This is a genomic window from Ruegeria sp. AF8 (assembly GCF_056541825.1).
In genome coordinates, this window is sequence record NZ_JBQFYW010000021.1 from 45,795 (window position 1) to 65,360 (window position 19,566).

The 19,566-nt window shown below is 55.5% G+C and carries 19 protein-coding genes and 2 pseudogenes; 12 read left to right on the plus strand and 9 right to left on the minus strand.

Going from position 1 to position 19,566, the window contains the following annotated elements; genetic code table 11:
- Positions 1-17: 17 nt before the first annotated feature.
- The 6 genes from ACR0AO_RS21700 to ACR0AO_RS21725 all read right to left on the minus strand — a co-directional run bounded on the left by ACR0AO_RS21700 (position 18) and on the right by ACR0AO_RS21725 (position 8,825).
- Positions 18-2,033, minus strand: coding sequence for an oxidoreductase (locus tag ACR0AO_RS21700; protein WP_480608449.1), 2,016 nt, complete (start codon positions 2,031-2,033; stop codon positions 18-20).
- Between the two features lie 23 nt (positions 2,034-2,056).
- A complete protein-coding gene (locus ACR0AO_RS21705) occupies positions 2,057-3,595 on the minus strand; it encodes a trimethylamine methyltransferase family protein (protein WP_480608450.1) in 1,539 nt (512 codons plus the stop codon).
- Positions 3,596-3,615: 20 nt separating this feature from the next.
- Positions 3,616-5,313, minus strand: coding sequence for an ABC transporter ATP-binding protein (locus ACR0AO_RS21710; RefSeq protein WP_480608452.1), 1,698 nt, complete (start codon positions 5,311-5,313; stop codon positions 3,616-3,618).
- Positions 5,313-6,173, minus strand: a complete 861-nt coding sequence (locus ACR0AO_RS21715; RefSeq protein WP_480608454.1) for an ABC transporter permease — start codon at positions 6,171-6,173, stop codon at positions 5,313-5,315. The genes ACR0AO_RS21710 and ACR0AO_RS21715 overlap by 1 nt, the downstream gene beginning before the upstream one ends.
- A 12-nt stretch (positions 6,174-6,185) precedes the next feature.
- Complete coding sequence (locus tag ACR0AO_RS21720; RefSeq protein ID WP_480608456.1) at positions 6,186-7,136, minus strand: ABC transporter permease; 951 nt, start codon at positions 7,134-7,136, stop codon at positions 6,186-6,188.
- Between the two features lie 69 nt (positions 7,137-7,205).
- Positions 7,206-8,825, minus strand: coding sequence for an ABC transporter substrate-binding protein (locus ACR0AO_RS21725; RefSeq protein ID WP_480608458.1), 1,620 nt, complete (start codon positions 8,823-8,825; stop codon positions 7,206-7,208).
- 90 nt (positions 8,826-8,915) lie between these two features.
- Here ACR0AO_RS21725 and ACR0AO_RS21730 point away from each other — a divergent pair, with 90 nt between their 5' ends.
- The 5 genes and pseudogenes from ACR0AO_RS21730 (at position 8,916) to ACR0AO_RS21750 (ending at position 12,960) form a co-directional block, all read left to right on the plus strand.
- Complete coding sequence (locus ACR0AO_RS21730; protein WP_480608459.1) at positions 8,916-9,842, plus strand: LysR family transcriptional regulator; 927 nt, start codon at positions 8,916-8,918, stop codon at positions 9,840-9,842.
- 148 nt (positions 9,843-9,990) lie between these two features.
- Positions 9,991-10,213: pseudogene (locus ACR0AO_RS21735) on the plus strand (transposase); the annotation flags it as partial.
- A gap of 439 nt (positions 10,214-10,652) precedes the next feature.
- Positions 10,653-10,925 (plus strand): hypothetical protein, encoded by a 273-nt coding sequence (locus ACR0AO_RS21740; RefSeq protein ID WP_480608461.1) that lies wholly within the window; start codon positions 10,653-10,655, stop codon positions 10,923-10,925.
- A gap of 111 nt (positions 10,926-11,036) precedes the next feature.
- Positions 11,037-12,263 (plus strand): ATP-binding protein, encoded by a 1,227-nt coding sequence (locus tag ACR0AO_RS21745; RefSeq protein ID WP_480608463.1) that lies wholly within the window; start codon positions 11,037-11,039, stop codon positions 12,261-12,263.
- A gap of 262 nt (positions 12,264-12,525) precedes the next feature.
- Positions 12,526-12,960: a DUF4405 domain-containing protein gene (locus ACR0AO_RS21750; RefSeq protein ID WP_480608465.1), complete on the plus strand. Its 435-nt coding sequence runs from the start codon at positions 12,526-12,528 to the stop codon at positions 12,958-12,960.
- A gap of 65 nt (positions 12,961-13,025) precedes the next feature.
- Here the strand turns inward: ACR0AO_RS21750 and ACR0AO_RS21755 are convergent, their stop codons facing one another.
- The gene (locus tag ACR0AO_RS21755) at positions 13,026-13,343 is read right to left on the minus strand and encodes a PepSY domain-containing protein (protein WP_480608466.1); all 318 of its coding nucleotides are present in this window, start codon (positions 13,341-13,343) and stop codon (positions 13,026-13,028) included.
- A 125-nt stretch (positions 13,344-13,468) separates the two neighbouring features.
- Between ACR0AO_RS21755 and ACR0AO_RS21760 the strand changes: the two genes are divergently transcribed.
- From ACR0AO_RS21760 to tnpA, 7 genes are all read left to right on the plus strand, one after another.
- Entirely contained in the window at positions 13,469-13,777 is a 309-nt protein-coding gene (locus tag ACR0AO_RS21760) for a PepSY domain-containing protein (RefSeq protein WP_480608468.1), read from the plus strand.
- Positions 13,777-14,448, plus strand: a complete 672-nt coding sequence (locus tag ACR0AO_RS21765; RefSeq protein ID WP_480608470.1) for a response regulator transcription factor — start codon at positions 13,777-13,779, stop codon at positions 14,446-14,448. The genes ACR0AO_RS21760 and ACR0AO_RS21765 overlap by 1 nt, the downstream gene beginning before the upstream one ends.
- Positions 14,445-15,788 (plus strand): sensor histidine kinase, encoded by a 1,344-nt coding sequence (locus ACR0AO_RS21770; RefSeq protein ID WP_480608471.1) that lies wholly within the window; start codon positions 14,445-14,447, stop codon positions 15,786-15,788. The genes ACR0AO_RS21765 and ACR0AO_RS21770 overlap by 4 nt, the downstream gene beginning before the upstream one ends.
- Before the next feature lie 81 nt (positions 15,789-15,869).
- Positions 15,870-17,009 (plus strand): cytochrome b/b6 domain-containing protein, encoded by a 1,140-nt coding sequence (locus ACR0AO_RS21775; RefSeq protein WP_480608473.1) that lies wholly within the window; start codon positions 15,870-15,872, stop codon positions 17,007-17,009.
- Positions 17,006-17,398, plus strand: coding sequence for a DUF1924 domain-containing protein (locus ACR0AO_RS21780; RefSeq protein ID WP_480608475.1), 393 nt, complete (start codon positions 17,006-17,008; stop codon positions 17,396-17,398). Before ACR0AO_RS21775 ends, ACR0AO_RS21780 begins: the two co-directional genes overlap by 4 nt.
- Positions 17,399-17,412: 14 nt before the next feature.
- Positions 17,413-17,871 (plus strand): diheme cytochrome c, encoded by a 459-nt coding sequence (locus ACR0AO_RS21785; RefSeq protein WP_480608477.1) that lies wholly within the window; start codon positions 17,413-17,415, stop codon positions 17,869-17,871.
- 309 nt (positions 17,872-18,180) lie between these two features.
- Positions 18,181-18,597: an IS200/IS605 family transposase gene (gene tnpA, locus ACR0AO_RS21790; RefSeq protein WP_480608479.1), complete on the plus strand. Its 417-nt coding sequence runs from the start codon at positions 18,181-18,183 to the stop codon at positions 18,595-18,597.
- Positions 18,598-18,641: 44 nt separating this feature from the next.
- On the opposite strand, the pseudogene ACR0AO_RS21795 reads toward tnpA, so the two are convergent.
- Both ACR0AO_RS21795 and ACR0AO_RS21800 read right to left on the minus strand, forming a co-directional pair.
- A pseudogene (locus ACR0AO_RS21795) lies at positions 18,642-18,776 on the minus strand (IS6 family transposase); the annotation flags it as partial.
- 77 nt (positions 18,777-18,853) lie between these two features.
- Positions 18,854-19,354: a GlxA family transcriptional regulator gene (locus tag ACR0AO_RS21800; protein ID WP_480608480.1), complete on the minus strand. Its 501-nt coding sequence runs from the start codon at positions 19,352-19,354 to the stop codon at positions 18,854-18,856.
- Positions 19,355-19,566: the final 212 nt, after the last annotated feature.

Genomic DNA, 19,566 nt, shown 5'->3' on the forward strand with positions numbered 1-19,566 from the left:
AGGTTGGGCTTTCTGCGTCAGAGAGCGAGGCTGATGCGCATGGCATCCAGCATGGCCGTGTGGATGTCGCGACACGAAACCGCATCGCCGATAGCAAACAGCTGAAACCCTGTTTCGTTGTCTGCGCCTGGCTGCGGGGCAGCCGCAATGGCGCTTTCGATGTGGGTCACACCCCGATTGACCGACTGATCTCTCAATTCTGCAAACAGTTCGTCATTCGGGAATGTACCGTTTTCGATGATCAGATGGTCTGCGCTAAATTCGCAGGTGTCTCCAGCAAGGATATTCTCAAACTGGGCGGTGACGCGATTGCCATCTCGCCTAGCACTGACCAGGCGATGATCTACCGTAATCCGCACATTGTGCTGATAGAGACGCTCCATGAAATGCGGGCGTTCGACCTTGCCGGTTTCATACGCGGCAGCCGAGTCGGGCGTAACCAAATGGACAGTGACACCACGCGATCCCAGATGATCGGCACAAGATGGCGCATGCTGCCGTCCCAGATTATCGACGATCAACACAGTGCCGGATACTGCATCTGGGTTGGCGAGCACATCCCAGGTCGACAGAACCGGCGCGGAGATGTCGGCGTCGCTATCCTGGGGGATACCGCCGGTTGCGATAAAAACGACATCCGGTTCTTCGGCAAGAATGTCATCCGCTTCTGCGAAACTATTCAGACGCTGGTCAACGCCCAGTCTGTCAATCTCGGCAGCTAGCCAGTCTGTGATGCCAATCAGATCCCGCCGCCAGGATGCTTTGGCAGCAAGCTGAACCTGACCGCCCAACCGATCCGCCGCTTCGAACAAGATCACATCATGTCCGCGCTCGGCCGAAACGCGCGCTGCCTCCATCCCACCGGGACCGCCGCCCACAACAACAACCTTTTTCTTGCGTCCGGTTCTTCGCGGAACATCATGCGGTATGAATTTTTCCCGCCCAGTGGCGACGTTGTGGATGCATTGACGATAGGTCGAACAATAGGTGGCCCCGACACAGGGGCGAATGCGGTCTTCTTGACCGGACGCAATCTTTTTGACGATGTTGGGGTCGGCAATATGGCCACGGGTTATCCCAACAAGATCGATCAGACCATCGCGGATGGCATAGCGAGCGGTGGCAATATCGGTGATCCGGGTCGCATGAAACACCGGCATGTCGACTTCGCGCCGAAACGTTCCTGCCATTTCAAGGAACGGAGCAATGGGACGTGCCATACCGGGCATGTAGTCCGCCAGACCCTTATAGGTGTCCAGATGCCCGTGAACGACACCGAGGATATCGACCAGCCCGGCATCGCAGTAGAGGCGCGCAATTTCAAGGCATTCATCCTGGGTCAAGCCACCTTCAAAACCCTCTTCCATCGGCATGCGCAGACTGATGACAAAGTCGTTCCCTGTGCGCCGGCGCATCTCTTCCAGAACAAGACGGCCAAACCGCGCCCGGTTTATGACCGAGCCACCAAAATCGTCTTCGCGCGAGTTTGTGTGGCGCGACCAGAACTGATCTACAAGATGCCCGGTCGCCAGCAACTCGCACCCATCAAGGCCACCTTCTTTGCAGCGCCATGCCGCGTCGCCAAAAGCTTTGACCACGCGGTCGATGTCTTCCGCCGTCATTTCCCTGGCGAATGTCCGGCTCATCTCTTCGCGGCTTCGCGACGGTGCAATTGTCGGCAGCCAGTTGCCGCCGAACGACGAAGTGCGCCGGCCCATATGGGTGATCTGGCACATGAGCGCCGTCTCATGTGCGTGCAACCGTTCCGCAAAGCGTTGGAAATCCGGAATAATGGCGTCTTTCGACAGGTCGAGCTGACCGAACATAGGCGGTGAATCCGGCGCAATATTAGAAGCACCTCCGAACATCGACAGCGCCAACCCACCTTTGGCCTTCGCCTCGTGGTACAGTTGATAGCGTTCACCCGGCCGCCCGTTCTCGGCGTACGAAATCGCATGGCTTGTCGAAATGATCCGGTTTTTCAGCGTCAAGTGCCCCAGCTGCATCGGCTTGAGCAAAGGATCGCGAACCATAACATTATCCTGTGTCACGGCATCTATTCCATCGCTTCGGGAATTTGGGTTTTACGGCGGGCGATGAATTCGCAAAGCGCCTCATCCACTTCTAGATCCAAGTGAGGTGCCTCATAGTCATTCAACATGGAATTCCACAATCCATTGGCACGGGTAGCGGCATCCTTTCCGCCTTCATCCGACCATTGCTCGAACGATTGTGAGTCTGATATCGACGACTCCAGAAACACATCCTTGTACCGCGCCATCGTGTGGGCCGATCCTAGGAAGTGGTTGCCAATTCCCACTTCGCGAAAGGCGTCCAGACCCAGCTCTTCATCGTCGATCCTGATACCTTCCAGCATTCGTTGAAGAATGGCGGCGTTGTCCGCATCCATCACGAATTTCTCGTAAGACGTGCATAATCCTCCTTCATAGGAGCCCGCCGCGTGGATGACAAAATTTGAACCGGCCTGCACCGAGGCCATCAGGAAACTCATGGCCTCCTGCCCGGATTGGGCATCCGGCAGCTTGGAAGTTGAATAAGACCCGCCACCCCGCATAGGAATGCCCAGCCTGCGAAACAGCTGTGCTATGCCGACTATAGCCAGCATAGGTTCCGGTCCGCGAGACGGGGCGCCCGAACGCATGTTCATAGCCGATGACAGAAACCCGGCCAGAACTGGTGTGCCGGGGTTGATGAGCTGAGTAAGCGCGGCTCCGGCCATCGATTCTGCCAGCCCCTGCACAAGATTGGCCGCAATCGTGGATGGTCCCGTCGCCCCTGCAATCAGAAAGGGCGTGATTGCAACTGCCTGCCCGGCCCGCGCATAGATCTTCAGCGCAGCAAGCATCGTGTCGTCCATGATCAGGGGTGAGTTCACGTTGATGATGCTGGTCAAATAGCATTTTCGCGTGTCAAAACTGTCGCCATGAAGGATCCTGATCATTTCAAGACTGTCTTCAGCACGGCTTCCGGCGGTCACTGCCCCCATGAAAGCTTTGTCCGAGTATTTTATATGTGAATAGAGAGTATCAAGATGACGATGCGACACCGGAATGTCGGTCGGTTCACAAATCACCCCCCCAGAATGGTGCAATGATGGGGACATGTAAGCGAGCTTGACGAAATTCTGCAAATCCTTGATCTGTGCGAAACGCCGCGGTTCGTCCTGGGACATGACGAACGGAGGTCCGTAACAGGGGGCAAAGACAGTGTTCTTACCCCCGACCCGGACGGACTTCTCAGGATTCCGGGCATGTTGAACAAATTCAGACGGTGCGGAGGCCTGGACAAGGCCACGCAGCATGCCCTTTGGAAATCTAACCCTTTCACCATCAACTTCGGCCCCGGCATTCTTCCAGATCCCCAGGACTTCGGTGTCGTCCCTGAACTCCATGCCAATTTCCCACAAAAGGGTGTCAGCAGCCTCCTCAATCTGGGTGAGCGCTTCGTTGTCCAGAACCTCCCAATAAGGTGTTTTGCGCGCAATATATGCCGCAGCTTTCTGTACCTGAGTTTTCAGGTTGCCGTCTCCGCGTCCTCGACGCGTGTTTCTTCTTCGCCGGGATTGACCGTTCATTTCTCTACTCAGTTTGATAGTTAGTCTGCGATCTCAAGATCTTTTGCGGTTTCCAGGATAGCGCTCCGCTCATCGATCGCGTCTTCCAGCCAACCGGGCCGGAGACGCGGAACAGACGCCATGAGAACCTTGGTGTAGGGGTGCTGCGGATCGTGAAGAATATCAGCCGTCTTGCCTGCTTCGACGATCTCGCCATGATACATCACCACCACTTCTTCGCAGAGAGCGGCGACTGTCGAAATGTCGTGGGTAACAAACATGAAGGACAAGCCCAGGCGTTCACTCAGTTCACGGATCAGATCAATCACGGTTTCCCGGACGACCGCATCCAGGGCCGAGGTGACCTCGTCGCACAGTACAATCTCGGGTTTGGCAGCAAGCGCACGCGCCAGATTTATCCGTTGTTTTTGCCCGCCGGACAGCTCCCCCGGTTTTCTGTTGGCAAACCCAGGCGGCAGTTGGACAAGATCCAGCAGCTCTTCAACGGCCTTACGGTTGGCACTGCCATTAAGCCCCTGAAAATACGAAATCGGGCGGCCAAGGATCTTGCCGATTGTATGGTTTGGGTTCAGCGAAACATCCGCTGACTGGAACACCATTTGAACCTTGCGCAACTCGTCCAGGCTTCGTTCCCGGACAGTTTTTTTCAAAGACACGCCATTCAGTTTCATATCGCCCTGCGCCCAGGGAAGCAGGCCAGCCAAAGACCGGGCCAACGTGGTTTTTCCCGATCCGCTTTCGCCAATGACGCCAACGACCGAACCTTTGCGGATGTTCAAGTTGATGTTCTTCAGAACCGGAATGGCGGGCAGCCCTTCAGAGTTAATCGGGCCATATCCAGCAAGGACATCCGTGATTTCCACTAGGACTGTGTCTTCTGTTGTCGTGTCTTTAATCTCGGCTTTGTCTCTTCGCTTGTTCAGGGACAGTTCCGGGTCGGCAGCGCTCATCAGCACTTTGGTGTAATCATCTTGCGGGTTCAGCAAAACGTCCGCGACAGGTCCTTGTTCCTGGATTTCTCCGTTCAAAAGAACAACCACGCGGTGGGCGATCTGGGCCACAACGGCAAGATCATGACTGACATAAATCGCTGCAGATCCGCTTTTTCGAATGAGGTTTTTGAAGGATTTCAGAACCTCGATCTGCGTCGTGACGTCAAGCGCCGTGGTTGGCTCATCCAGCAGGATCAGCTCGGGCCCGCTGCACATCGCCATCGCCGCCATCAATCGCTGCAATTGCCCGCCGGAAACCTGGTGGGGATAGCGTTGGCCAATTGTGTCCGAATGCGGCAGATTCAACTGCCTATACAGATCAAGCGCGCGCTCCCCGGCCGTGGCCGCGGGCATCTTGTTGTGTTCCAGGACCGGTTCGATGACCTGATCGGTAATTGTCATCGCCGGATTGAAACCGGCGGCTGCGCTTTGTGCCACATAGCACACCCGATCGCCGCGTAGTTGCCGAAGGGCTTGACCTTCAAGCGCTCGGATATCTGTATCACCCAGGGTCACTGTTCCTTTCGATATTTTCAGGCCCGGTTTGGTGTACCCCATTGCCGATAGGGAGATTGTGGTCTTGCCTGACCCGGATTCACCCACCAGCGCCACCACCTCACCCGGCATAATGTCCAGATCAATGTTCTGAACGATAGGCTCCATGTTTGGCCGGGCTGGTTTTTCAACTTCAATCTGAAGCTCGCGAATTTTAAGCAATGGTTCCATCAGATCATCCTTTTGGCAAAGCCGCGTCCGCCACCAGCGGCGTAGTCATCGACGATCAGGTTAAGACCGATGGTCAGTGATGCGATTGCAAGTGCCGGAAACACCGGGGTCCAGCCGCCCGCGTTCAATGCGCCCATGTTTTCGCGGACCATTCCACCCCAATCTGCCAGCGGAGGTTGTACTCCCAGGCCGAGAAAGCTGAGGCCGCTCATGAACAGGATGGCAAATGACAACCGAATGCCGAAATCCACGACCATGGGCACGACGATGCTAGGAAGAATTTCGTGGAACAACAGCCAAGATGTGCTTTCACCTCTGGCACGTGCAACTTCTATATAGTCCAGTTGATTGACATCCATCGCCAGGGCCCGAGCGATCCGGTACACGCTGGAAGCATAAATCACACCCGTTGCCCCGATCAGGATTGTGACGGAAGAGCCAAGCGCGGCAATCAGAACAAGGCCCATCATAATGGTCGGAAAGGACAGAAGCGCATCGTTGATCCGGCTGATTATCGCATCAGTCCAGCCACCTTTGACCACCGCGAACACGCCCAGAGACGTTCCTATGAACGACGCCAGAAGTGTTGCGGCAAAGGCCATTCCCAGGGTTAGACGTGTGCCATGGATCACCCTTGAAAGCACATCGCGTCCCAGATAGTCGGTTCCAAACCAATAGTCAGATGTCGGGTTCAAGTAGCTGTCATATGATGGGAAATCGTTTGGATCATATGGGGCGATAAAGTCGGCGAAAATGGCAACGAACACCCAGAAAACCACGACCGAAGCACCTGCCCAGCCCATGAATGTCAGTTCCAGTCTACGTTTGGGGAGAGCATCTCCACGTGCGGCACTGGCCATGAAACCAACCTCTCAAGTCTTTGGGTTGCGAAGCCGAGGATTCGAAACAATTGCAATGATGTCCGCCAGCAGCATGAAAATGATGTAGGCGGCGCAAAACACCATGGCGCAGGCTTGAACCACCGGGAAATCCCGGGTTGCGACCGCATCGACGATCAGCTTGGCCAACCCCGGATAAGCAAATATTGTCTCGGTTATGACCACACCGCTTATCAAATACGCGAGGTTCAGCGCGACGACGTTGGCAATGGGGCCGATCGCGTTGCGCAGCGAGTGAACAAAAATCATCCGCCAGCGACGCACGCCTTTGAGAAGTGCCATTTCAATGTAGCTGGAGCCAAGGATATTGACGATTGTGGCCCGCGTCATCCGCGTCATCTGAGCGGTAAGAGCTGCGGCTAGGGTCAGAATTGGCAACGCCATTGTGCTAAAGAAATGGCCAAGTGAATTGAATTCCGTGACATAGGCAACGGCGGGAAACCACTGTAATCTGACCGCGAAGAATATCACCAGAAGCGTACCCAAGAGGAATTCCGGTGTCGCGACAAGAAAAAGCGTGCCAACTGAAATGAACCTGTCAAACAGGCTTTCGGGATACATGGCCGCCAACAGCCCGAGGCAAACAGAAATAGGCACAACGATGATCGCCGCCACACCTGCCAGAAGCAAAGTGTTCGAAAGTCTTTCGGCAATCAGAAAGGAGATATCTGCGCTGCTGGCGAGCGACGTTCCCATATCACCTGTGACGAAACCGCCAAGCCATTCAAAGTAACGAACATAAGCTGGCCGGTCTAGACCCAGCGCTTCCCGCAGCCCCGCCACTGTTTCCGGCGTGGCGGATTGCCCCAGAATGGCTTGAGCAACGTCACCAGGAAGGATTTCCGTTCCAAGAAAAACAAGAATTGTGACCAGCCAAAGGGTCAGAATTCCCACGCCTACACGCTTTGCAATCATGTTTAGCATTCAGGTTCCCCGATCAAGGCAAAAAAGGGGCCTTCATCTTCCGCGAAGGCCCCAAGTTTCAGGGAGAATTCAGCTTTCCAGCCAGACTGAGTCGGCAAAGTTGAAACCGCCCATGCCGCCGGTCGGCACCGGTGTCAGGCCCTTCAGCTTGCTGGAGCGGGCATCCAGATAGTCGATGAACATTGGAATTGCGTTGCCGCCATCTTCCGAGATGATCTTTTGGATGTCCCCATAGATCTGCTTGCGCTTTGCAGCATCCACCGTCACACGGCCCTCTGCGATCAGACCATCCAGTTGCGGATGCTGAATCTTGGTTTCATTCCACTTGGCCGTAGACGTCCAGGCCAGCGACAGGATCATGTCATAGGTCGGGCGCGCATTCCATTCGCCGCCATAGAACCCGCGGCTAAGCCAGATGTTGCTCCAGTAGCCATCGCGCGGTTCCCGCTTGAGGTCGATGTTCAGACCAATCTGCGCTGCCTCACGTTGCAGGAACTGGCCGGTCTCGATTGAGTTTGCCGCAGCTTCGCTGATATGAAGTTCCAGCGTGGCACCATCCATTCCGGCCTCTTTGAGGTGGAACTTCGCTTTGTCGTGATCTAGCATGTGTTGTTCGATTTCACTGTTGTATAGCGGGCTGGACGGCGCGATCGGGTGATCGTTCCCCAGCTGGCCATACCCTTGCGCCACAGTTTTCAGCAACCGCTCGCGATCAACCAGATACTTGATCGCCAACCGCAGATGCTTGTTGTCCATCGGCGAGATGGAATTGTCCATCACCAGCTGCGAGAAACGCGGTGCGCCGGTGCGGATGACCTCGAAGCCTTCCGTGGCATCGATTTCCTTTGCAGCAGTGGCCTTGATCTGGCTGATCATGTGGACATCACCGGTGTATAGCGCATTGATGCGCGCGCTATCGTCCGCGATGCCGAAAAACTCGATCTCATCAACATAAGGACGATTGTCCTTGAAGTAGTTTTCGTTGCGCAAGGCAATCGAACGTACGCCGGGCGTGAACTCTCCCACTGTAAAGGGACCCGTGCCGATGGCGGTTGCAAATTCTGTGGTGCCTTCTGGGATGATCATAAAGTGGAATGTTCCAAGCATGACCGGAAGATCACTGTTCGGGGCATGCAAACGGACAATCACTTTGTTGGGGCCATCGGCGACGACTTCGGATATCTGATCCGCCAGAGCTTTGGCGCCTGAACCGACCGCTTCGTCCTTGTGGCGCATGATCGAGAAAATCACATCATCAGTTGTGACGGATTTTCCGTTGTGGAATGTCAGGCCATCACGGAGCGTGAATATCCACTCACTGGCATCCTTGCCTGGCTCGAAGGTCTCAGCCAGCTCTGGCTGAGCTTCGGCATTTTCATCAATGCGGGTCAACCCGTTGTAGAACATGTGGGCACGGGCATAGTCGGTGCTCAGATTGACATGCGCGGGGTTTAATGTGTCCTTGGCGCTGGTCGAATGGCCGGCGACCCGAAGACGCCCACCTTTCTGGGGTGTCATTGCGAGAGCTCGCCCCGCGGTGCTGATCAAAGTGCCCGCAGTTGCCGCAGTGATACCCATTGCACCGAGCCAGCTCATCGCTGTGCGGCGCGACATCTGGCCCTCTTCAGCCAGAATTTTCTTAACGACAGCTTCTTCTGCCGAGTTGAGTGTTACTTTTTTGGAACCCATTCCATCCTCCCGTTGAATACAAAGAATCCTGCTAGAAGGCAGAATTTTTAAGTAAGAGAAGCACAGGGCGCATAAAAGGCAACTCCACAAATGATCGGGATGGTGTTACAAAAAGTCATGACTGGTTCGTTTAAGAAAATCCCATCAGGAAGCCAGCTGCGCACATTTGCGGCAGCTGCTACTTACGAGAACTTCTCAGAAGCGGCGGAAAGCCTTGGCGTCACACAGGCGGCGGTCAGTCGGCTGGTCAAGAAAACCGAACAACAACTGGCATTCAAGCTGTTCAAACGCTCACCCAAAGGGGTAACGCTCACACAACACGGGCAACACCTGTTTGACGTGGTAAACAAGAGCTTCGACGAAATCACCAAGGCCATTGAAGAAATCCAAAAGGACATGCAGGGCCAACAAGTCGTCCTTTTGTCGGCTTCTTCGGCCTTCGTCACACATTGGCTGATTCCCAGGATCGGTAGCCTGGCGGCAAAGCACCCTGAAATCGAACTCCGGTTTCAAATACTGAGCGGAGAGCCGATTGGCGAACTGGGGGCAGCCGATTTAGGCGTGCGCCTTGAGGGGACGTGTAGCGCGATCCCGGTAATTAACGAGTTTGCAAAGGAAGCAATTTTGCCCGTGTGTTCACCCAAGTACTATGCCAATTTCAATCAACCTAAGGAAAATCTCCTCCAGGGCGGTCATACGCTGATTCATTTTGCAAACCCACGCGTATCCTGGAATGACTTTCTGCAGATGGCGGAGATGAAATTACCGTCGGTCAGTCGGGAAATAACTTTCAGCGACTACTCCGTTGTTTTACAAGCGGCACTTGCCGGTGAAGGTGTGGCATTGGGGTGGGAACACATCGTGCGGCAGCTCGTGGATCATGAACTGCTAGTACCAGCGTTCCCAAAAAAAATTGAAACGGGGAATTTTTATCAACTCTTTAGAAACAGAAACGCGAACAACAGCGATGCATTCGACAAGGTCATCGGTTGGTTCTCAAACGAGATGCAATGTTAATCTGGATTTCTGACTGTGATGTTCAAGCGCTACTTCGCTCAGTAGCTTGTTCGGTGGTGCTCAGAAAATGGTAATGTCCAAAATTCACGTACTGAGCCTCCCCAACTGAACTGGTCCACCGTTATGTTTAGGAAACGGAGGACCAAGAATGGCAAACAAGAGACCGAAGCCGGAAGAGATTGTCTCGAAGTTACGGCAGGTTGAAGTTCTGATGGGGCAAGGCATGTCCCGTCTTGACGCGATCAGGCAGATCGGCGTTGTTGAACAAACCTATTACCGCTGGCGCAAGAGGTACGGCGGAATGGGTGTAGACCAGTTGAAGGAGCTGAAACGGCTTCAGAAAGAGAACGAGCGACTGAGACGCCCGAGCCGGTTGAGCCAAGCCCCGGTACTCTTGAAGCGGCCCGGAAACGGGCAGAGAGTAAGGCGCGTGAGGATCAGGCCTATGAGGCCCGCGCGGCAGAGCGCACCGAACGGGCTCGGAAACTGGCCGTCGTCGAAGATCTGGTTTCGCGGCGAAACCCGACCCAGCGTGATGCGGACAAGAGGTTATTTTTGTCTGGCCTGACTGACGATCTGGATCGCGAACATTTCCGCGCGCACGGGTGGAGGTCGGGATTAAACGCAACGGCGATTTTCGCGTTCTGGGAAGAGTTGGAACCGGGTGTATTCGAAAACCACGGATAGTTTGAAACAACCTTGAAACGCAGGCTGCGTTTCAAGGTAGCAAGAAGGTCAATGGTCAAAAGATTGCAATAGAACCGCTCCTAACTACGCTTGGCAAAGGATCAGGCACATTACGATCGGCTTATGGAGGATGTCGCATCGTATCTTCGATTTGACAAAACCGGGTATGCAATGAATTCAGCACGTGGCCCAGCTATTCCTTTCATGGTTCTGGGGAATGTCTTTCAGCGCGCCGAGAAGAAATGGTCTCAAGGCTCTTGTGTGATTTTTCTTTTGGCAAAGATGGAAAGTGTTGAAATGAGACCAACGGCCTTGTTGGCAACAAAGGCCGATGTTCAAAATCTCGGCCGGTCTACAGAAAGAAACCACGAAAAAAATTCACTTGTTGTGATGTAAAGCTCAAGCAGTGCTTTCAGTTTTCAGGGCTTTCGATTTCAGTTGGTCGGATGTTGACTTTCAACTGGTCGGTCCCTTACTTTCAATCGGACGAAGAGAAGCCGCTCAAACATGTATCCAAGATTTGCTAAAACCAGAATAGAAGAAGCGTTGTCCGACACGCGTGTTGTTCTGATCTCCGGACCTCGGCAGTCTGGCAAAACAACTCTGGCAACAGAAATCGCCTCTGACAAAGTTCCCTTTTTGACATTGGACGATGCGACTGTATTGCAATCAGCTATAGATGATCCGGTCGGTTTTGTTCGCGGGTTGGACCGGGCGGTCATCGACGAGATTCAGCGAGCACCGGACCTCCTTCTGGCAATCAAGAAAACGGTGGATGATGACAAAAGGGCAGGGAGGTTTCTGCTGACCGGTTCCGCCAACCTAATGACCATTCCGAAGGTCGCGGACTCTCTTGCCGGGCGAATGGAAATTGTCCGTCTCCTGCCTCTCAGCCAGACGGAAATCCTAGAAACGAAATCGGGTTTTATCGACCGGGCATTCGAAGCCAAAGCCCCTGTCGTAGACAAGCCGGTCATTGGAGATGAACTTGTTGAGACAGTTCTTTCTGGTGGCTACCCCGAGGCTCTTGGCCGGAAAAGATGGGGACGAAAGCAGGATTGGTACCATGATTATCTTGATGCGATTGTACAACGAGACGTTCGCGATGTGGCCCAGATCGAACAGCTCGCAATCATGCCAAAACTACTGGGAGTTCTGGCGGAGCATTCTGGTCAACTGGTCAACTACTCGGGGATCGGTGCTGCCATAGGTCTGAATCACGTGACCACTCAGAAATACGTGCGAGTGTTTGAAAACCTCTTTCTCGTGCACAGTTTGCAGCCGTGGTTCACCAATCGCCTGAAGCGCCTGACCAAATCCCCCAAGTTGCACTTCTTGGATGCAGGCCTTCTGGCAGCCATGCGCAGCATTTCTCCGGACACTGTCAAAAAGGACAAGACACCCTTCGGGTCGATTCTGGAAACCTTTGTGTTCAGCGAGTTGCGCAAGATTGCCACCTGGAGCGAGCAAAGGTGCACATTTTCACATTTCCGCGACAAAGACAGAAACGAGGTAGATATCGTTCTCGAAAACAGGCGTGGCGAGATCGTTGGGGTCGAGGTGAAGTCGTCTGCTACCGTTACTTCTAGCGACTTTTCCGGGATGCGTAGATTGGCAGAGGCGTGTGGTCACAAGTTCATCCAGGGGCACGTTCTCTACGACCACGATCAGGTTGTACCTTTCGCGGACAACATGTTTGCGACTCCAATTTCCGGCCTGTGGGCAACGAGTTGATGGACGCGCAAAGCCAAGGAAGGGTAGGGGCTTAAACCATCGATCTCTGTTCTCGACAGGTGGTATTCAGCACAAAGGGCGGTTTCCGGGCATTTGCTGCGAAAGTTATGAATGTCCGGTAACTGACACGATGTTTGAAATTGGCCGAGCGATCTTCCGCTTGGGTTATTGGGCCTTTCTCTTTCGATACGGGACTTTATCTGGATCAAAGCGGGTTTTCCGCATTCGCCCTATGCTGCAGACAGCATGAATGGAGGCAATTATGGCCAACGTAGAAGCAACGGCGAGCGTCAGATTCAAAATAGCCGGTCGCGCCATGTCGGTTTTCGGAGTGACCTTTTCCTTCCTGGCCATGTTGGTCAGCGGAGAGGTGTTGTATTTCGCGCCGAAGGGCAAAATTTCCAATACGATCGACTGGAAGCTGCTGGGATTGGACCGCCAAGGATGGAATGACATCCACATTGTTCTGGCCACGCTTTTTGTCGGGTTTTCGCTGTGGCATGCAGCGCTGCATCTTCGAACATTCAAGACCATGATCCTTGGCAACAGAATGTGCCCGCAAGGACACCGGATCGAAGCCATGATCGGACTTGCTGCCGTTGTTGCACTGGTCGTGCTTACCGTGCTCGGTCTTCCACCAGCCAGTTGGCTGCTCGATCTCAATGAATTCTTCAAGCATGAATTCTGGGCGGGCTGACCCCGCATGAATACCCCCATGGTGAAACCTCGCCATGGGGGGGCGTTCTTGTTGAGCTTTGCCGATCAGTCGTCGTCTTTTCTTTCTTCATCATCGTCCATTTCAGACCTATTGGGCAGCGGCTCGCCGGTCGAGGCGTCCAGATAGGCCTCGACCTGGAATCCGTTTACGTCACGCATTTCGACCTCGTAGTAGCGGCCGTCTTCACGTTCGATTTCCAGAACCTGGTAACCCTGCGCTTCCAGCTTGGTGACAACTTCGCCAACCGGCATCCAGGTGACGGCTGCGGGCGACGCGGGTTGAACCTTGTCGGTGGCGGCGTTGACAGCAAAAGCTGCGGTGGCGGCGGCGATCAGGGTGGTGGCAAGAAGAGTCTTTTTCATGGTGTTCTCCATACTGAGTCGGGCGGGATTGCCCTATTGGTGTCCCCTTTTCTCAAATCTCTCCTGATGCCGGTCTGACAGCAGGTGTCAGCGAACTGTCAGCGCAAAGGCGATATTTAACCCACATGAAACACGCTCTGATCATCCTGATAGGCGCCTTGGCCAGCCCAACATTCGCTTCCGAAGACCATGACGCGGCCCGGGATGCGGTGCGCCAGCACCAAGTCATCCCGCTGGCGGAAATCATTCCGGACGTTCTGAACGAATTCGACGCCCGATTGCTCGAGGCAGAGTTTGAGCGCGAAGATGGCACCTATGTTTATGAGCTTGAGCTGATCACCGGTTCGGGGCGCATGATCGAGGTCATGGTGGATGCCACAACGGGTGAGATACTCGCAGTCGAACAGGAAGGCTGGCAGGAAGGGGATGATTGATGCGGCTTCTCGCGGTCGAAGATGATCCGATCATCCGCAAGGATCTCCAGACGGCTTTGGAGGCCTCGGGCTTTCATGTGGAAACCGCCGAGGACGGCGAGGACGCATGGTTCCTGGGCGACACCGAAGATTATGACCTTGTCGTTCTTGATCTCGGGCTGCCGGGCATGGACGGGCTGAGTGTGCTGAAACGCTGGCGTGCCAATGGCCGCGAAATGCCGGTGCTGGTTCTGACTGCGCGCGGCGCCTGGCATGAGCGGGTCGAAGGGATCGAGGCTGGCGCTGACGACTATTTGCCCAAACCGTTTCGGATGGAGGAACTGGTGGCAAGGTCGCGGGCGCTGGTGCGCCGCTCTGCCGGTCAGGGTTCGCCGGTGCAGACATTGGGCGATCTGACCATCGACACGAACCGGATGTCCGTATCGGTCAGAGGGGTGCCGGTATCGGTGACATCCTTGGAATACCGGCTGTTGTCCTATCTGATGCTGCATCGTTCCCGTGTCGTGCCGCCAACGGAACTTTTGGAACATCTCTATGGGGATGACGACGCCCGCGAGGCCAATGCTCTGGAAGCCATCCTGACCCGGCTGCGCAAGAAGCTCGGGGCGGGCATTGTCAGCACCAAGCGCGGCTTCGGATATTTCCTGGAGGCAGCGGAGGATCTTGGGTGAAAACAGGTTCGCTCCGTCTTCGGCTCTTTGTGGCCTCTGCACTTTCTGTGTCGGTCGCGTTGATATTGGCGTTCTGGGGGCTGGGACTTCTGTTCGCCTCTCATGTGGAACGGCGGGCCATTGACGAGCTCTCGGTCCAACTCGACCAAATTCTCGCCGGGGTCGAACGCGATGACACAGGGCAAATCCGGATCGGATCGGCTCCGGCCGATGCCCGGTTTACCATCCCTTTTGGCGGCCTTTATTGGCAGATCGAAACAGAAGAACGGCAGATGCGTTCCAGATCGCTTTGGGACCTTGCGCTTGATCTTCCGCCTGATCATCTAAAGGACGGAGCGGTTCATGTGCATTACCTTCCCGGGCCAGGGAGCACCCAATTGCTTGTCATGGAGCGCAGTGTTCAGCTTCCGGCGCGCTTGGGGGGCATCCCCATGCGCGCCGCCGTTGCCATGGACGCTGCCAACCTTGAGGAAAGCACAGAAGAATTCCGGGAAGACCTTTTGCCGTATACTTTCACTTTGGTGCTCTTCTTTGTCGTCGCGGGAGTGGTGCAAGTATTCGCAGGGCTCCGCCCTCTGAACTCAATTGAACAGCGAATTGCTGAAATCAGGACCGGCAATGTGAACCGTGTAGGCGATGATTTCCCGACGGAAATCCGCCCACTTGCGAGCGAGGTCGATGCCTTGCTTGTTCAACGTGAAAAGGACATTGAACAGGCCAGGCACCGGGCGGGTGATCTGGCACATGGGTTGAAGACGCCGCTTCAGGCTTTGCTCGGAGAGGCGCGCCGGGTTCGTGCGGCTGGCTTGGCTGAAACGGCGGACTCTATTGAAAGCACCGCTGACACGATGCGCCGACATGTCGATCGGGAACTCAACCGGGTCCGGATCGCATCTCGCGCAGCCGCCGCGAAAACCGATGTTGCGGAAGCTGTAAATCGCGTTCTCGCGGTCGTTCAAAAAACCGGTTCCGGCATGTCGCTAAAGTGGGAGGTCGATACACCCGACGACATAATGGTTGCTGCGGATATGGAAAACCTGTTCGAAATCCTTGGCGCGATCATGGAGAACGCCTCTCGCCACGCGAAACGAAAGGTCCGGGTATTCGCGCGGGAAAAAGAGGCGGCGGCCATTTTGTCTGTGCTGGACGATGGCCCGGGCATTCGCCCAGAGAAAATCGAAGCCCTCATGCGCCGGGGTGGGCGCGAAGACGAAACCGGCACCGGCCTTGGCTTGGCGATTGCAACGGAACTGACCGAAGCCCTGGGCGGGTCTCTGGAATTGACTCCCCGCGATCCGGGGCTGCTGGTTCGGATTACTCTGCCCTTGTCCACAGCCTGACAATTCCCTGACAGCCCCCATCAGGTCGGCATCAGCGCACCTCTGACAAACTTCCGGAGAGTTTGATGAGAGGCAGAACCAATGAGTGACATTCCTGCGCCATTCGAAGGACTGGGTGACGACCGGCATCTCGTCTGGGGTCGATTCATTCGGGTGTTTCACTGGGGACTGGTGGCAAGTGTCACCACGGCTTTGGTTTCCGGGTTCCTTCTGGACGCATCGTGGATACGCCTGCATCTGATTTCCGGTTCCTGTGCCGTTGCTCTTATGTCTGCAAGGATTGTCTGGGGCTTCACCGGCCCGACCTATGCAAGGTTCTCGCAGTTTCTTCCAAGTGCCGCGCAGATTGCCGATCATCTGAAGGCCGGTGCGGCCCATGCTCGTCATATCGGGCACAATCCGCTTGGGGCTCTGATGGTCTTTGCCCTGCTTTTCCTGATCATCGGTCTTGGCCTGACCGGGGTCACTGCCCTGGGCAGCGGATTGAAGACGGGGCCGTTGGCAGCTTCTTTGCCCGCCTATCAGGGTCCGTTTTGGAGCGCACTCCACGAACTGGCCGGTTTTGCATTGCTGGGTCTCGTTGTCCTGCACGTCGGCGGAGTCATCATTGAAAGCCGCCGCAGCCGCGAGAACCTCGCCCATGCGATGATCACAGGGCGCAAGGAGAAGCGCGACGATGATCTGGTCGCGCCGCCTAATCCCGCGCATCTGGTTCTCGCTACCCTGTTGATATCCGGGCTGGTGATTGGAGCCGCTCTGGCAACCAAGGGGCTGTCTCAGCGTCCCCTGACCCTTCCGCCGGTCGGACCGATGGCGCAGGTCTATAGCGATGAATGCGCCGCCTGCCACATGGCCTATCACCCCTCCACCCGCCCTGCCGCGTCATGGGAATTGATGATGGGCAGGTTGGACGAGCATTTCGGCGAAGATGCCAGCTTGCCGGAAGAAACCCGCATTGAGATCGTGGATTGGTTGAGCCAACACGCAGCGGCCTCGGCAGACAGCAAACCCGCATTGCTATGGACGGGTTTGCAGGAAACCTCTCTCGTCGCTCTGGCTGATACGGACGTTTGGCGGCGTCTTCATGCCTCGGTTGCTGATGGCACCTTCAACCGCCGCCTCATCTACAGCCGCTCGAACTGCATCGCCTGCCACAATGATGCCGAGACGGGCTGGTTCAGCCCATTCCAGATTTCAATTCCCAAGGAGCCCACCCAATGAAACACGTTCTGATCCTGACTGTCGCCCTGTTGGCCCAACCTGTTCTGGCGCAGGACACCTCACCGCAGGCCCTGATCGGCCATTACAGTGCCAAGGCGGGTGCAATGCCGTTACCGGAAAACGGCAAGGTCTTGTTTATGGCTACGCATTCGGGTGGCAAACCCGATACGCCCTCTTGCACCACCTGTCATTCAGCGGACCCGACGAGGGGCGGTGAGGCCCGCACCGGCAAACCGATTGATCCCCTGGCCCCCGGCGCGAACGCCGAACGCTTCACCGACACTAAATTCGTCGAAAAGTGGTTCGGGCGGAACTGCAACTCTGTGCTTGGGCGCGACTGCACCGCCCAGGAAAAAGCCGACATCATCTCCTGGCTCATGAGCCTCTGAAGAAAGGAAACCCCATGAAACACACATTTTCCGTCGCATTCCTTGCGCTTGTCGCCGCTCCGGTATTTGCCAGCGAAGGCGAATACATGCCTCCGGTGACTCATGCGGCCACCAAGGCCGAGTGCAGTGAATGCCACATGGCCTATCCGGCCGGGTTCCTGCCTCGGCGGTCCTGGATCAAGATCATGACCACGCTGGACGACCACTTCGGTGAAAATGCCACCCTGGATGAAGCCTCCCGCGCCGAGATCGAGGCTTACCTGTTCCAGAACGCCGCCGACGCAGGTGGGCGTTCCTCCGGGCTTCTGAACCGGGTGCCCCCGGAAGATACGCCTCTGCGCATTTCCGAAATGCCCTGGTTCCGTTCCGAGCATGATGGCGAGGTTTCTTCCTGCAGACTTCAGAAGGCCGGTTCCATGTCGAACTGCGCCGCATGTCATCGCGGCGCTGACCGGGGGATCTTCGAGGACTGATAGATGCACCAGAGTGAATTGTTCACGTCCGGTGTAAATTTATCTCGCAACTGTCCTGACTCTTCCACGACGTAAACGAAAAACTGGCCAAGGCATCAATCGCCGGTGCGGCCTTGTCGTTGTCGCATTCGCGCGACTTCATCGTCCCCCGCTGCGGTCAGTTGGTCACCCATTTAGTATCCACGTTTTGGAGCAAACCCTCCGACTTCCAGTCGGATCTGCTTCAGCGCGAGGTATCGTGTTATGACCTTACCCTCTGGAAAATGAGCCGAAGCCAGTCGGGAGGCTCATTTTCCAGAGGGTAAGGTCATGCAGTATGACACCGGCAAACACTGCGTTTTCTATCACCGCTATCACATCGTCTGGTCGACGAAATATCGCTACAAAGTTCTGACCGGCGGGGTGCGCCTGCGGGTGCGTGACATCATCCGTCAGGTCTGTCGCGAGAACGAGGTCGACATCTTGCGTGGGGTGTTGTCGAGCGACCATGTCCACATGTTCGTGTCGGTGCCACCGAAGATCGCCGTTGCGGATCTGGTGCGCAAGATGAAGGGCCGTTCGTCACACAAGGTGCAACGGGAATTCCCCGCACTGCGCAGGCGCTATTGGGGGCGTCGGTTCTGGGGCAGGGGCTATTTCTCGACCACCAACGGAGCCATTACCGAGGACATCGTCTTGCAATACCTCGAAAACCATATCGCCGATCCTACCGACGCCAGTCGGTAGTGGTTCAGTTCGTTTGAATGCATGCTACGCCGGAGCGGCAGGCGGACCGTCACTTCGCGCTTAGCGAGCAGATTTTCAACATCGGCGGTGCTGAGCGCAAAGCGATGGTAGACCCAAACGGCATATGCGATGATCAAACGCGGAAAACGAAAGCCCTTCAGGTGGGGCTTTGGGACGATATCTTCATGCGTGAGGCGTAACCAGTTCAGAACGCGCAAACAAATTGGCAATCACAAATCAGATGGGCACTCCCCCCTCAGCCACCTCGTTGCATCTGAGCCGGAGTTGCACCGTATTCTTTCCTGAAGCATTTGGAAAAATGGCTGGACGTCTGGAATCCGCAAGCCAGCGCCACATCCAACACGCTCATCTGCGTCTGGGTCAGCAGAAAATAGGCCCGGCGCAGGCGGAGTTTCATATAATACTGCGCGGGGGTCATATTCAGCTGCTTGCGGAACAACCGCTCCAATTGACGGCCAGAAATACCGACCTGCAAGGCCAGCGCTGAGGGTGGCTGTGGTTCTTCAAGGTTTTGTTCCATAGCACCGATGACAGTCGCCAGTTTGGGATTGCGGACCCGCGTCCACACCGGCGCTTCCGCGCTGGTGGTTTTCTGCACCTGCTGGATCGATCCGTAGTTCATGCTTTCAGCCACGCGCTCCGCAAAAGCCTGCCCATGGTCCTGAGCAATCAAAGCCAGAAACAGATCGATCGAAGACACCCCTCCTGAAGATGTACAGCGGGCGCCGTCCGCCACAAAGGGACGGTCGCTCAATTCAATTTCAGGGAAAGTTTCGCGAAAACTGTCGCGGAAATGCCAGTGCAGCGTTGCCCGATTGTCATCCAACAGCCCGGCGCCTGCCAGCACAAATGCCGCTGTGGTTGTGAAGGTGTAGACGCCCCCGCTGGCCTCGATGTGCCATTGTGGGTTTGCAAACAACCTGAATGGAGGCGTCTATGGAAGAGATT